The organism is Geminicoccus harenae, assembly GCF_019800005.1.
Taxonomy (GTDB): Bacteria; Pseudomonadota; Alphaproteobacteria; order Geminicoccales; family Geminicoccaceae; genus Geminicoccus; species Geminicoccus harenae.
The window spans coordinates 18,629-31,910 of sequence record NZ_JABGCL010000004.1; the positions used below are offsets into that span (position 1 = coordinate 18,629).

The 13,282-nt window shown below is 70.2% G+C and carries 10 protein-coding genes; 7 read left to right on the top strand and 3 right to left on the bottom strand.

Features of this window, described 5'->3' with window-relative positions; genetic code table 11:
* Positions 1–4 precede the first annotated feature (4 nt).
* Positions 5–1,558, top strand: coding sequence for a bifunctional phosphoribosylaminoimidazolecarboxamide formyltransferase/IMP cyclohydrolase (purH, locus tag HLA95_RS04100; RefSeq protein WP_191060259.1), 1,554 nt, complete (start codon positions 5–7; stop codon positions 1,556–1,558).
* Here the strand turns inward: purH and HLA95_RS04105 are convergent.
* On the bottom strand, positions 1,527–2,828 hold the full coding sequence (locus tag HLA95_RS04105; protein ID WP_222182538.1) for an MFS transporter: 1,302 nt from the start codon (positions 2,826–2,828) through the stop codon (positions 1,527–1,529). The two genes, purH and HLA95_RS04105, sit on opposite strands and share 32 nt — an antisense overlap.
* A 75-nt stretch (positions 2,829–2,903) precedes the next feature.
* Between HLA95_RS04105 and HLA95_RS04110 the strand changes: the two genes are divergently transcribed.
* The 6 genes from HLA95_RS04110 to HLA95_RS04135 all read left to right on the top strand — a co-directional run bounded on the left by HLA95_RS04110 (position 2,904) and on the right by HLA95_RS04135 (position 9,739).
* Positions 2,904–3,461, top strand: a complete 558-nt coding sequence (locus HLA95_RS04110; RefSeq protein WP_191061588.1) for a thioredoxin family protein — start codon at positions 2,904–2,906, stop codon at positions 3,459–3,461.
* Positions 3,462–3,466: 5 nt separating this feature from the next.
* The gene (locus HLA95_RS04115; RefSeq protein WP_191061587.1) at positions 3,467–4,960 is read left to right on the top strand and encodes a UbiD family decarboxylase; all 1,494 of its coding nucleotides are present in this window, start codon (positions 3,467–3,469) and stop codon (positions 4,958–4,960) included.
* A 79-nt stretch (positions 4,961–5,039) separates the two neighbouring features.
* Positions 5,040–5,837: an inositol monophosphatase family protein gene (locus tag HLA95_RS04120; RefSeq protein WP_222182540.1), complete on the top strand. Its 798-nt coding sequence runs from the start codon at positions 5,040–5,042 to the stop codon at positions 5,835–5,837.
* 91 nt (positions 5,838–5,928) lie between these two features.
* Positions 5,929–7,002: a malate/lactate/ureidoglycolate dehydrogenase gene (locus tag HLA95_RS04125; protein ID WP_191060218.1), complete on the top strand. Its 1,074-nt coding sequence runs from the start codon at positions 5,929–5,931 to the stop codon at positions 7,000–7,002.
* Between the two features lie 5 nt (positions 7,003–7,007).
* On the top strand, positions 7,008–8,111 hold the full coding sequence (locus HLA95_RS04130; RefSeq protein ID WP_191060217.1) for an NAD(P)/FAD-dependent oxidoreductase: 1,104 nt from the start codon (positions 7,008–7,010) through the stop codon (positions 8,109–8,111).
* A gap of 1,136 nt (positions 8,112–9,247) precedes the next feature.
* Positions 9,248–9,739, top strand: coding sequence for a gamma-glutamylcyclotransferase family protein (locus HLA95_RS04135; protein ID WP_191060216.1), 492 nt, complete (start codon positions 9,248–9,250; stop codon positions 9,737–9,739).
* A 31-nt stretch (positions 9,740–9,770) separates the two neighbouring features.
* On the opposite strand, the gene HLA95_RS04140 is transcribed toward HLA95_RS04135, so the two are convergent.
* Complete coding sequence (locus tag HLA95_RS04140; protein ID WP_191060215.1) at positions 9,771–11,573, bottom strand: putative bifunctional diguanylate cyclase/phosphodiesterase; 1,803 nt, start codon at positions 11,571–11,573, stop codon at positions 9,771–9,773.
* A 98-nt stretch (positions 11,574–11,671) separates the two neighbouring features.
* Complete coding sequence (guaB, locus tag HLA95_RS04145) at positions 11,672–13,159, bottom strand: IMP dehydrogenase (RefSeq protein ID WP_322100104.1); 1,488 nt, start codon at positions 13,157–13,159, stop codon at positions 11,672–11,674.
* Between the last annotated feature and the right edge of the window lie 123 nt (positions 13,160–13,282).

The following is a 13,282-nucleotide window of genomic DNA, read 5'->3' on the forward strand; positions in this document are numbered from 1 at the left end:
CCTCATGGACGTCGTGCCGATCCGCTCCGCCCTGCTCTCGGTGAGCGACAAGACCGGTCTCGTCACCTTCGCCACCGCCCTGGCCGGCAGGGGCGTGCGCCTGCTCTCGACCGGCGGCACCGCCCGGGCGCTGCGCGAGGCAGGCCTCGACGTGACCGATGTTTCCGAGGTCACCGGCCATCCCGAGATCCTGGACGGCCGGGTCAAGACCCTGCACCCGAAGATCCATGGCGGCCTCCTGGGCCTGCGCGAGGATGACGAGCATCGCCGGCAGATGGCGGCCCACGGCATCGAGCCGATCGACCTCCTGGTCGTGAACCTCTACCCGTTCGAGGCCAGGGTCGCCTCGGGCGCCGGCTTTGCCGAATGCATCGAGAACATCGACATCGGCGGCCCGGCCATGGTGCGCGCCGCCTGCAAGAACCACGAGGCGGTCACGGTCGTCACGGACCCTGCCCAGTACGAGCGGGTGACCGCCGAGCTGGCTACCCATGGCGGCACCACACTCGCCACCCGCCGGCGCCTCGCCCTGGAAGCCTATGCCTCGACCGGCGCCTACGACGCCGCGATCACCGCCTGGCTGTCCTCCCAGGTTGAGGACACAGCACCCTTGCCGCAGCTCCCGCTCGGCGGCCGCCTCAGGCAGGCCCTGCGCTATGGCGAGAACCCGCACCAGCAGGCGGCCTTCTATGTCAGCGACCCCACCGTGCCGGGCGTAGGTGCCGCGGTCCAGGTCCAGGGCAAGGAACTCGGCTACAACAACATCGCCGACACCGATGCCGCCTGGAACTGCGTGGCCGAGTTCCCCGAGCCCGCCTGCGTGATCGTCAAGCACGCCAACCCCTGCGGTGCCGCCCTGGGCAAGAGCCCGCTGGACGCCTACCGCAAGGCCCTGGCGTCCGATCCCACCAGCGCGTTCGGCGGGATCGTCGCCTTCAACCGGCCGATCGATGCCGCTGCCGCCGAGGCGGTGACCGAGATCTTCACCGAGGTCGTGATCGCACCCGGCGCCGACGATGCCGCCAAGGCCGTGTTCGCCCGCAAGAAGAACCTGCGCCTGCTCCTTACCCCCGGCATGCCGGCGCCGGACCGGCCGCGCCGGACCTTCCGCTCGGTGGATGGCGGCTTCCTGATCCAGGACGAGGACATCAGCCCGATCGCCTCGACCACGCTCACCCAGGCCACCCGGCGGGCGCCGACCGAGGCGGAGCGGGCCGATCTCCTGTTCGCCTTCACCATCGCCAAGCACGTCAAGTCCAACGCGATCGTGCTGGCCAAGGACCGGGCCACGGTCGGCATCGGCGGCGGCCAGACCTCCCGGGTGGACGCAGCGAAGATCGCGGTCGAGCGCGCCCGCGCCGGCGGCAATGCCCATGGCTGCGTCGTCGCCTCGGATGCGTTCTTCCCCTTCCCCGACGGCCTGCTGATCGCGATCGAGGGCGGTGCCGTCGCCGCGATCCAGCCGGGCGGCTCGGTCAAGGATGCCGAGGTGATCGCGGCCGCCGATGGGGCCGGCATCGCCATGGTCACGACCGGGATGCGCCACTTCCGCCACTGATGGGCAGGTGCGCGAGCGGCAGGCGGGCCAGCAGGATCGCGCCGGCCACCCAGAACAGCAGGATCGGGATCATCCCGATCCGCTGGCTGCCGCTCAGCGTGGTCAGGATCGCCACCAGCATCGGCCCCAGGAACGCAGTCGCCCGCCCGGTGAGCGCCAGGATGCCGAACAGCTCGGCCCGGCGCTCCGGATGGGCCAGGCGCGCCACCGTCGAGCGGGTCGCACTCTGCACCGGCCCCACGAACAGACCGAGCGCCCCACCGGCGATCTCGAACACGAGCTGGCTCGGCGCCAGCAGTGCGCCCAGCCCGCAGGCGATCAGCCCGGCGAGGCCCGCCAGGATGGTGCGCCTGCCGCCCAGCCGGTCGTCCATCCGGGCGAATGCCCAGGCACCGATCCCGGCGGTCACGTTCAGCACGATGCCGAAGCGCAGCACCTCGGCCAAGCTCATGCCGAACGTGCCGGCCGCATAGATCCCGCCCAGCGCGAACAGGGTGGCGAGCCCGTCCGCCCAGAGCATGGCGGCCAGGAGGAACAGGGCCAGCGTCCGGTCGCGCAGCAGGTCGTGCAGCGACATGCGCAGGTTGCGCAGGCTGGCACGGACGATGCGCCGGTCGGGCAGCGCAGCACCCGGGCGGTCCCGGACGGTCAGGAACAGCGGCAGCGAGAACAGGACCAGCCACAGCGCCACCAGCGGCCCCACGATCCGGACATGGGCCATGGTCGCCTTGTCCAGGCCGAACGCCGGGATCTCGGGCTGAAGAAACAGGACCAGCGCCAGCACGAGGCAAAGGAGGCCGCCGGCATAGCCCAGGCCCCAGCCGAACCCGGACCAGCCGCCGATCCGGTCCGGCGGCGCCAAGTCGGCCAGGATCGCGTTGTTGAACACGTTGCCGAGCTCGCTGCCGAGATTGGCCAGTCCCACCACCACGAGCGCCAGCAGCAGCATGGACGGGTCGGGCAGGATGAACCAGATCGCCGCGGTGCCCGCCGCCTGGAGCACCACGCAGGCGAGCAGCCACGGCTTGCGCGGGCCGCCGGCATCGGTGATTGCCCCCACCACCACGCCCAGCACTGCCGCTGCCAGAGCCGACGCGCTCATCGCCCAGCCCCAGGCCGCCTGGCCCTCGACCTCGGAGGGTGCCACCGCCTTGGCGACATAGGTCGCGACTACGAAGGTCACCACGATCGCGGCGAAGGGCGAGGTCGCCCAGTCGAACAGCGCCCAGGCGTAAAGCTCGCGCGTCCGCGTTTTCCCAGGCGGCGCCATCCCGTTCCCCGTTGCCCTGTCCGGTGTGCGGCATCCATATCAGGGTCGCGCCGACGATGCAGTGGAGGAACCGGCATGCCATCCCTGACCACCCCACCGGGCGAGCTCGGCTTTATCGCCCCGTCCTTCACCCTGAAGGACGTCGATGGCGGCATGAAGAGCCTGGCGGACCTCGCCGGTCCGAACGGGACGCTGGTGGCCTTCATCTGCAACCACTGCCCCTATGTGAAGGCGATCATCGACCGGCTGGTCCGGGACGCCGCCGAGCTGAAGGGGCTGGGCGTGAACACGGTCGCGATCTGCAGCAACGACGCCGTGCATTATCCGGACGACGACTTTCCCAGCATGCAGCGCTTCGCCGAGCAGCACCGCCTGGGCTTTCCCTACCTCCATGACGAGAGCCAGGACGTCGCCCGGGCCTATGGCGCCGTCTGCACGCCAGACTTCTTCGGCTTCGACAAGGAGCTGAAGCTCCGCTACCGCGGCCGCCTGGACAGTTCCGGCCGCCAGGCGGGTGCGCCCGATGCCAAGCGCGAACTGTTCCTCGCCATGCAGCAGGTGGCGGAGACGGGCCAGGCTCCGGCCGAGCAGGTCCCGTCCATGGGCTGCTCGATCAAGTGGAAGGAGGCCTGAGCCCCTTGGCCTTCGACAGCCTGCGCGACTTCATCGCGCATCTGGAAGCGCGCGGGCGCCTGGTCCGGGTCAAGACGCCGGTCTCGCCGGTCCTGGAGATGACCGAGATCCAGACCCGCCTGCTCGCCGAGGGCGGCCCGGCCGTCCTGTTCGAGAACGTGGTCGATTCCTCGATGCCGGTGCTGGTCAACCTGTTCGGCACGGTCGAGCGGGTCGCCTGGGGCATGGGCAAGGAGCCGCACGAGCTGACCGAGCTCGGCAAGACCCTCGCCTTCTTCAAGCAGCCGGAGCCGCCCAAAGGCCTGCGCGAGGCGATGGAGCTGATGCCGCTGGCCAAGGCGGCGCTGGCAATGCGGCCCAAGACGGTCCGCCATGCGCCCTGCCAGGAGGTGGTGCTCCAAGGCGAGCGCATCGATCTCGGCCGGCTGCCGATCCAGACCTGCTGGCCGGGCGAGCCCGCCCCCCTGATCACCTGGCCGCTCGTGGTCACCAAGGGCCCCTCCGACGCGCGGGAGGACAGCTTCAACCTCGGCATCTACCGGATGCAGGTGACGGGGCGGAACAGCACGATCATGCGCTGGCTGAAGCACCGGGGCGGTGCCCAGCACCACCAGCGCTGGAAGCAGGCCAGGCGCGAGCCCCTGCCCGCCGCAGCGGTGATCGGCGCCGATCCCGGCACCACGCTCGCCGCCGTCACCCCGGTCCCCGACACTGTGTCCGAATACCAGTTCGCCGGCCTCCTGCGCGGCCGGCGGGTCGAGCTGGTCGACTGCGTGAGCGTGCCGCTGAAGGTGCCGGCCAGCGCGGAGATCGTGATCGAGGGCCATGTCTCGCTGGACGAGCTGGCCGACGAGGGGCCGTACGGCGACCATACCGGCTACTACAACTCGGTGGAGCGCTTCCCGGTCTTCCATGTCAGCGCCATCACCATGCGGCGCGACCCGATCTATCTTTCGACCTTCACTGGCCGGCCACCGGACGAGCCGTCCGTGCTGGGCGAGGCACTGAACGACGTGTTCCTGCCGCTCCTGCAGCTCCAGTTCCCCGAGATCGTCGACTTCTGGCTGCCGCCGGAGGGCTGCTCCTACCGCGTGGCGGTCGTGTCGATCCGCAAGGCCTATCCCGGCCATGCCAAGCGGATCATGCTGGGCGTCTGGTCCTATCTGCGCCAGTTCATGTACACCAAATACGTGATCGTGGTCGGCGACGACATCAACGCGCGCGACTGGAAGGACGTGATCTGGGCGATCTCGACCAAGTCCGACCCGTCCCGCGACCTCACCATCCTGGAGCATACCCCGATCGACTATCTGGACTTCGCCTCGCCGGAATCGGGCTTAGGGGGCAAGCTCGGGATCGACGCAACCGACAAGTGGCCGCCGGAAACCAAGCGCGAGTGGGGCGAGGAGATCCGGATGGACCAGGACGTGATCGAGGAAGTCTCGCGCAAATGGGCCAGCTACGGCCTGCCCGGCAGCGGCAAGCCGATCTGGAAGTGAGGCTGGCCGCCCGGGCGCGGAGCCGGCGCCGTGCTCGCGGGTTCTGCTGGGCAGGACCTCGTGCGCGGAAGGAATGCGGATGACCACCGAGATCGACCTCACGGAGATCCTGGGTCGTGCGCGTGCCGTCCTGCCCGAGGCCAGCGCCATCGCGATGCGCAACTTCCGGGCAGCGGTCGGGAGCTGGGAGAAGGGGCCCGGCCAGATCGTGACCGAGGCCGATGTCGCCATCGACCGGCTCCTGCACGAGCGGCTGCGCCGGCCGGGCGAGGCTTGGCTTTCGGAGGAGACCGCGGACGACCGCTCGCGGCTGACCGGGCGGGGCTGCTGGGTGGTGGACCCGATCGACGGCACCCGCTCGTTCGCCGAGGGCAAGCCGGAGTTCTCGATCTGCATCGGCTATCTGGTCGACGGACAGCCGGTGGTCGGCATCGTCGCCAACCCCGCGACCGGCGAGACGTTCGAGGCGGTGGCGGGCCAGGGCGCCACCCTCAACGGCCAGCCCCTGCCCCGCCTGCCCGACGGGCCGATCGCGCAGCCGCGCATCGCCGCCAGCCGGACCGAGGTGCGCAAGCGGCCGCTCGCCTGGCTGGCGCCGGATGCCGTCTGGACCATGCTGGGCTCGCTGGCGCTGAAGCTGGCCTTCGTCGCGGCCGGCCGGTTCGACGCCTATGTCACGCTCCGGCGCACCAATGACTGGGACATCGCCGCAGCCGACGTGATCCTGCGCGAGGTCGGGGTCCGCTTGGCCGAGCCCGACGGGACACCGGTCCGCTACGACGGGGAGCAGCCCACCCACAAGGGCTTGGTCGCCGCCCCGGCGGGCCTGCAGCGGATCCTGCTGGACCGGCTCGCTGCGGCGTTTCCCGTCCGGTGACAGCCGTGCTAGGCACAGGCCCCGCGCCCGGAAGGCGTGCTGGCCGCAGGCCGGCACCGCCCAGACCGGACGGATCCAGGAGTGTCCGACCTTGCCCAACATCGCGGCCGAGCGGCTGCACCGGCTAGCTTCCACCATCGTCGCGGCCACCGGCTCCAGCCCGGACGAGGCCAAGGCCGTGGCCGACCATCTGGTCATGTCCAACCTGACCGGCCACGACAGCCACGGCGTGGGCATGCTGCCGGACTATGTGAAGAACTGCCGCGCCGGCCTCCTGGTCCCCAACCAGTCGCTCAAGGTGCTGCGTGACGTGGGCGCGGTGCTGCTGGTCGATGGCGGGCGCGGCTTCGGCCAGACCATGGCCCGTGACGCGATGCGGCTGGGTGCCGAGCGGGCGAAGAAGCTGGGCTGCGCCGTGGTCGGCCTGCGCAATGCCAGCCATGTCGGCCGGATCGGCTTCTGGGCCGAGCAGTGTGCTGCCGAAGGGCTGGTCTCGCTCCATTTCGTCAACGTCGCCGATCACGACCCGCTCCAGGCGCCGTTCGGCTGCTCGGATGCCAGGCTCGGCACCAACCCGTTCTGCGTGGCCGTACCCGGTGCCGACGGCAAGCCCATGCTGCTGCTGGACATGGCCACCTCGGCCATCGCGTTCGGCAAGGCGCGGGTCGCCCGCAACAAGGGCGTGCCGGTGCCGGACGGCGTGCTGATCGACGCCGAGGGCCGCCCGACCACTGATCCCACCACCTATGTCGACACCCGCAAGGGCGCCTTGCTCTCCTTCGGTCTGCACAAGGGCTCGGGCCTCGCGATCTTCTGCGAGATCCTAGGGGCCGCACTGATCGGCGGGCAGACCATCGCCCCGCATCACGAGCGGCTGGACGGCATCGTCAACTCGATGCTCTCGCTGCTGGTCGACCCGGCCGTGTTCGGCGACCTCGAATCGATGCGCGCCGAGGTGCAGGCGGTGATCGACTGGGTCAAGGCTTCGCCGGCAGCGCCGGGCTTCGAGGCGGTGCTGATGCCGGGCGACCCGGAGAACCTGGCCCGCACGAAGCGGGCGGCCGAGGGCGTGCCGATCGACCCGAAGTCGCTGGGTGACATCCTGGCCGCGGGCGCCTCGCTCGGGCTGGATCCGGCGGAGCTGCGCCGGATCGTCGAGGACTGAACGCCATGGAACAGGTGGATGCCGTCGTCATCGGTGCCGGCGTGGTCGGCCTCGCGGTCGCCCGCAGGCTCGCCATGGCCGGCCGCGAGGTCTTGGTGCTGGAGAAGGCCGATGCGATCGGCACCGAGACCAGCTCGCGCAACAGCGAGGTCATCCATGCCGGCATCTACTATCCGACCGGCAGCCTGAAGGCCGCCACCTGTGTGGCGGGCAACCAGTTTCTGTACCGCTACTGCGAGGAGCGCGGTGTACCCCATCGCCGCTGCGGCAAGCTGATCGTGGCGACCAACGCCGCGGAAGAAGCCAAGCTGCACGAGCTCCACGCCAAGGCGGCCGCCAACGGCGTGGCGCTGGAATGGCGGACCGGCCGCCAGGCGGTGGACCAGGAGCCGCAGCTCAAGGCCACCGCCGCCCTCTGGTCGCCCACCACCGGGATCATCGACAGCCACGGCCTGATGCTGGCCTATCAGGGCGACGCCGAGAACCACGGCGCGGTCCTGTGCTTCGAGACCCCGGTGACCCGGCTGGAGGCGACGCCAGACGGGATCGTGGTCGAGACCGGCGGGCAGGAGCCGATGGCGCTGCAGGCCAAGATCGTGGTGAACAGCGCCGGACTGGACGCCCCGGGCCTGACCCGCCAGACGGCGGGCCTGCCCGCCAACAGCCAGCGCCAGGGCTATCTGTGCAAGGGCAGCTACTACGTCCTGACCGGCCGTTCGCCCTTTTCTACGCTGATCTACCCGATGCCGGAAAGGGCCGGGCTGGGCGTCCATGTCACGCTCGACCTGGGCGGCCGGGCCCGGTTCGGGCCGGACACGGAATGGGTCGAGTCGATCGACTATACGGTCGACCCGCGCCGTGCCGACGTGTTCTACGACGCGATCCGCCGCTACTGGCCGGGCCTGCCCGCAGGCGCCCTGGAGCCGGGCTATGCCGGCATCCGGCCCAAGCTATCGCCGGCCGGCTCGGTGGCCGAGGACTTCCTGATCCAGGGGCCGGACGATCACGGCATCCCGGGCTTGGTCAACCTGCTGGGGATCGAGAGCCCGGGCCTCACCGCCAGCCCAGCCATAGCCGACCGAGTCGCTACCCTGCTGGCACTGGACTGACACGGGCGGGAGGCCGCCCCTGTCCAGGGCGGCCGGCGGGCCAGGCTGCCAGAGGCTGAAGGCGATCGGCCGACCGGCCGTTCTTGCTTCTCGCGTCATGGCCGAGGCTCGACCACGGCCATCTGGTCCGCGGAAGCCTGCCAGAGTGTATGGCATCGATTCCACGCAGGATCAGGCGTTCTGGTCGCGCGTGGATTGATGTCCTGCGGGTACGGGCTACGTTGTCCGCGATCCTGTCGCAGCGGGTTTCAGGGGGGCGTCTTCGCTCGTGCGGCCGGAGGGCCAAGAGCCACCGCACCTTGAGCGCACGCTTCTGGCGCTGCTTCTGACACGCCTCCCGCCGGCGCGTGGCTGGCGTGACGTCGAGGCGCTTACTGTCGCTCATGCCGAGGCGCCCGGATGACCTAGTTGCATGCCGGCGCGACGTTCCACTTTGGCCGATGCCAATGCCCTGCGCTCATCGGCTCCGGTCAGGCGTTGGTCCCGGCCTTGTTGGACAACCTCTCGCCGTCTCAGGTGCGCATGACCAAAGAAGAGTTGGGACTGCTCGATCCGACCCTTCCGCCCCTGCGGCAACGCCGCCCCAAGCCATCTCCTGACGGCTGCCCTTGCAGAAATGGAGCCGGCACCTGCTGCATCGGCTGGCGGATTGAACTGTTCTCCACCGGTTGAAGCAGCATCCGCACATCGGTCACTTCGTCGGCGGTCCGGAGCACGCAGTGCACCTACAGGTCGCCACTGCCATCGTGACCCGCCTCTTGCCCGAACTGCTCCACGTCCCAGCCGGCACCAACTGGCGGTTCCATCGGCTGCACCTCGCCGAGGTGGTCGAGCGGATTGATCGATGGCCATAGCGATCCGCCGCCCAGGTACCGGAGCTGCAGTGAAGCCTGGTGCTTTCACCCGCCAACCGGATAGCCGTGCGGCTCGAACGGGCATGAGGAGCGGATGAAGCCAAAAGCTGCTGCCAGAAGCGCATGGTCCCTTAGAAAGCCGGTTGGCTACCTGCTGGTCATGACGGCCTTGCGGCACCAGCACCGGCGCGGGTCTGGACATGCGGGACCGGCATCCCTAGCTCCTGGGGCCGGCACGTTGTGCCAGGGGTCGGTTGCCGTCGGCAGACGAGGGTTGGGATATTGCCGGACTGGTTCTTCTTCTACGGCACGCTGATGGACCGCGACGTGCTCGCTCATGTGGTCGACCGCGAGGTCGCCGACGACGAGCTGTTCCCGGCGATCCTCCATGGCGTCCGCCGGGTCGCCGTCCCGGGCTTCACCTATCCGCGCCTGGTCGACGCGCCGGGCCATCTCGCGGCGGGCCTGGCGCTGCACCGGCCTTCGCCGCGCGATCTCGTGCGCCTGCACTGGTTCGAGGAAGGCGAGTACGGCGCCGCCACGGCCAGGATCCAGCTCCTGGATGGCCGGAACGTGCCGGCCAGCTACTTCAGCGCGTTCGATTCGATCCTGCCGGCCGGCAGCAGCGACTGGTGCCCGCTCACCTGGCGCCGCGATCATAAGGCTTCCTGCCTGGCCCAGTGCCCGGAATGGATGACCGGCTGCCCGGAGCCCGACAGCGCCGACCCGTTCGTCCGCGAGGCGCTGGCGAACCATCCGGCGCTGGCGGCCTGACCAGGCGCATCGGCTCCACACCGGTCTCCCCTCACGCTGCCGCCCGGCTCACCCCAGGCGCCCAGCGATGCAGCCAGGCCAGCGCCTCGTCTGCGCCCATGGGTGCCGCGATCAGGAAGCCCTGGAGCCGCTCGCAGCCGAGCTCCGCCACCGAGCGGGCGACCTGCTCGCTCTCCACGCCTTCCGCCGTGGTCACCAGGCCCAGCCCGTGCGCGATGCCGACGATCGAACGCAGGACCACCCGGGCCGGCCCGTCGGCCTCCTCGAGCGGCGCGACGAAGCTGCGGTGGACCTTGATCTCGTCGAGCGGCAGGCGCTGCAGATGGGTGAGCGAGGAATAGCCCGTGCCGAAATCGTCCATCGCCACGCGGCAGCCCAGCTCGCGCAGCCGCTGCAACTGCTGCCGGCTGCGCTCCGGGTCGGCCATGATCGAGCCCTCGGTGACGTCGAGCGTGAGCTCGGCCGGTGCGGTGCCCCAGCTCGCCAGGGCCTGGCGGACATGGTCGATCAACTGCTCGTCGCGCAGCCAGAAATTGGCGAGGTTGACCGCCACCTCCAGCCGGTAGCCATGCGCGCGCCATTCGCGCTGACGCTTCAGGCATTCGTCCAGCACGAACCGGGTGAGCGGCCCCATGAGCCGGGCCCGCTCCGCCACGGGCAGGAACATGTCCGGCTGCAGCCGGCCATAGACCGGGTGATCCCAGCGCAAGAGCCCCTCGAACCCGGCCACGCTGCGGGTCGCGGCCTCGATCTTCGGTTGGAAATGGATGGTGAGCCCCTCCGCCTCGATCGCGCGCTCCAGGTCGGTGCGCAGCGCCGGGCGCCGGATCACGCCCAGGTCCTGGGGCTGGCCGGCCAGCACATAGCCCAGCACGTCGCGCTTGGCCGCGTACATGGCCTCGTCCGCCGAGCGCAGCAGCGCATCGAGCTCGTTGCCGTGGCGCGGCCGGAGCGCGATGCCGATGCTCACCCCCAGGCCCAGGGAGAAGCCCTCGATCAGGAACTGGGGGCGCATCGCCTGCACCAGCCGGCGTGCCACCTCGACCGCCTCGTCCGCACTGGTGGGCGGCGGCAGCAGCACGGCGAACTCATCACCGCCCAGGCGCGCCAGCGTGTCGGTGCGGCGCAGCGCCTCGGTGAGCCTGGGCGCCACCGCGCGCAGCAGGAGGTCGCCGATGTCGTGGCCGAGCGTGTCGTTGACCTGCTTGAACCGGTCGAGGTCGAGCATGAGGATCGCGCAGGCTTCGTCGCGGCGCTCGGCCAGCGCCATTGCCTGCTCCGCCCGGTCGGCGAACAGCACGCGGTTGGGCAGGCCGGTCAGCGGGTCGTGCAGTGCCATCTGCTCCAGGCGGTTCAGGCGCTGGCGGCGCGGGCCGCCGTCGCGGATCGCGACCAGCCAGCCCGAGTCTGGCCTGGGCACCACCATCAGGTCGACATGGCAGGCTCCGCCGTCCGCACTCAGGAGCTGGCCCTCGTGGGCATGGGCGCGCAACGTGCCGTCGGCATCGACAAGGTCCGGCAGGAAGCTCGCCAGAAGCTCGCCATGGGCGGAGCAGCCCAGCATGCGCCTAGCCATCTGGTCGGTGTCAATGATCCGCCCATCCGCATCGGTCGCCACCAGCCCGGCTGCCCGGCCGCTGTCCGCATCGTCCGGCACCACGGAGGGGAGCTGCGGGGACTGCTGCGGCTCGAGCGATGCCAGAACCACACCTGTCGCCGTGGCCGGCACCTCGGGTGGCACCCTGACGATCAGGGCGGCGAGCAGGCAGCTGCCGCCGATCACGGCGACGAAGGCTGCCAGCAGCATGAGCGAGATCGCAGTATCGAGCGGCACACGGATCATCCCGGCGGCCGCCCATGCATCGCGGCCTCGGGAGGAACCCTAGCCGCTCATCCGTAAAGAAAAGGTTGCGCCGGGCATACCCGGCAGCGTCACCACTCCTGCCGGTAGTTCGGCGCCTCCCGGGTGATCGACACGTCGTGCACGTGGCTTTCGCGCAGGCCCGCATTGGTGATGCGCACGAACCGGGCATTGCGGCGCAGCGACGGCAGATCCGCCTGGCCGGTATAGCCCATCGCGGCGCGCAGGCCGCCCACCAGCTGGTGGATCACGTTGCCGACCGGGCCCCGGTACGGCACCCGGCCCTCGATGCCTTCAGGCACCAGCTTCAGCGTTTCGCGGACCTCGGCCTGGAAGTAGCGGTCGGCCGAGCCGCGCGCCATCGCACCCAGCGAGCCCATACCGCGATAAGCCTTGTAGGAGCGGCCCTGGTAGAGCAGGACCTCGCCCGGGCTCTCGTCGGTGCCGGCGAACATCGACCCGATCATCGCGGCGTCGGCACCGGCCGCCACCGCCTTGGCCAGATCGCCCGAGGCGCGGATGCCGCCATCGGCGATCACCGGCACGCCCCTGGCGGCGCAGGCCTCGGCGGCATCCAGCACCGCGGTGAGCTGCGGCACGCCCACCCCGGCCACCACCCGGGTCGTGCAGATCGAGCCCGGCCCGATGCCGACCTTCACCGCATCCGCGCCGGCGTCCATCAGCGCCTTGGCGCCGTCGGCCGTGGCGATGTTGCCGGCGATCACGCGGACGGCGTTGGACAGCTTGCGGATGGCGCTCACCCCGTCGAGTACGCCGCGGGAATGGCCGTGTGCCGTGTCCACCACCAGCACGTCGACGCCGGCCTCGATCAGCGCCTCGGCCCGGGCGAGCCCGGCCTCGCCCACCCCGGTAGCGGCGCCGACCCGCAGCCGGCCCTGCGCATCCTTGGTGGCGTTCGGGTATTTCTGCGCCTTCTCGATGTCCTTGACGGTGATCAGGCCCTTCAGCCGGTAGGCCTCGTCGACCACGAGCAGCTTCTCGATCCGGAAGCGGTGCAGGAGCTCCAGCGCCTCGGCGCGCTCGAAGCCCTCGTGCACGGTCACCAGGTCCTTCGCCGTCATCAGCTCGGAGACCGGCTTGTCGGTCATCTTGGCGAAGCGGACGTCGCGGTTGGTCAGGATGCCGACCAGCCGCCCGGCCGGGCCGTCCACCACCGGCAGGCCGGAGATGCCGTGACGCTCCATGATGGCCAGCGCCTCGGACAGCATGGTCTGCGGTGTCACCGTCATCGGGTTGACCACCATGCCGGCCTCGAACTTCTTGACCTGGCGGACCTGGTTGGCCTGGTCCTCGATCTCGAGGTTCTTGTGGATGATGCCGAGCCCGCCCAGCTGCGCCATGGTGATCGCCATGGGCGCCTCGGTCACCGTGTCCATCGCTGCCGAAAGCAGCGGGATGCCCAGCTCGATGTCCGGGGCGATCTTGGTGCGCACGTCGACCATGTTCGGCAGGACCTCGGACAGGCCCGGCTCCAGCAGCACGTCGTCGAAGGTGAGCGCTTCGCGCAGGCGCAGCGAGGTGCCGCTGGACATGCCCATTCTCCGGCCGTGATCTGAAGTTGCGGCGATATAACGGGTCCGGCCGATCGCGAACAGCGGCAAAGGACCGGCGAAGGAATGCAGCGCGTGCATGGCAGCACTTCCTACACAGCCGGTCCCGGA

Bases quoted from the DNA above. Each gene is read 5' to 3' on its own strand.
- purH (WP_191060259.1), top strand. From the start codon at position 5: ATGGACGTCGTGCCGATCCGCTCCGCCCTGCTCTCGGTGAGCGACAAG.
- HLA95_RS04105 (WP_222182538.1), bottom strand. From the start codon at position 2,828: ATGGCGCCGCCTGGGAAAACGCGGACGCGCGAGCTTTACGCCTGGGCG.
- HLA95_RS04110 (WP_191061588.1), top strand. From the start codon at position 2,904: ATGCCATCCCTGACCACCCCACCGGGCGAGCTCGGCTTTATCGCCCCG.
- HLA95_RS04120 (WP_222182540.1), top strand. From the start codon at position 5,040: ATGACCACCGAGATCGACCTCACGGAGATCCTGGGTCGTGCGCGTGCC.
- HLA95_RS04130 (WP_191060217.1), top strand. From the start codon at position 7,008: ATGGAACAGGTGGATGCCGTCGTCATCGGTGCCGGCGTGGTCGGCCTC.
- guaB (WP_322100104.1), bottom strand. From the start codon at position 13,159: ATGGGCATGTCCAGCGGCACCTCGCTGCGCCTGCGCGAAGCGCTCACC.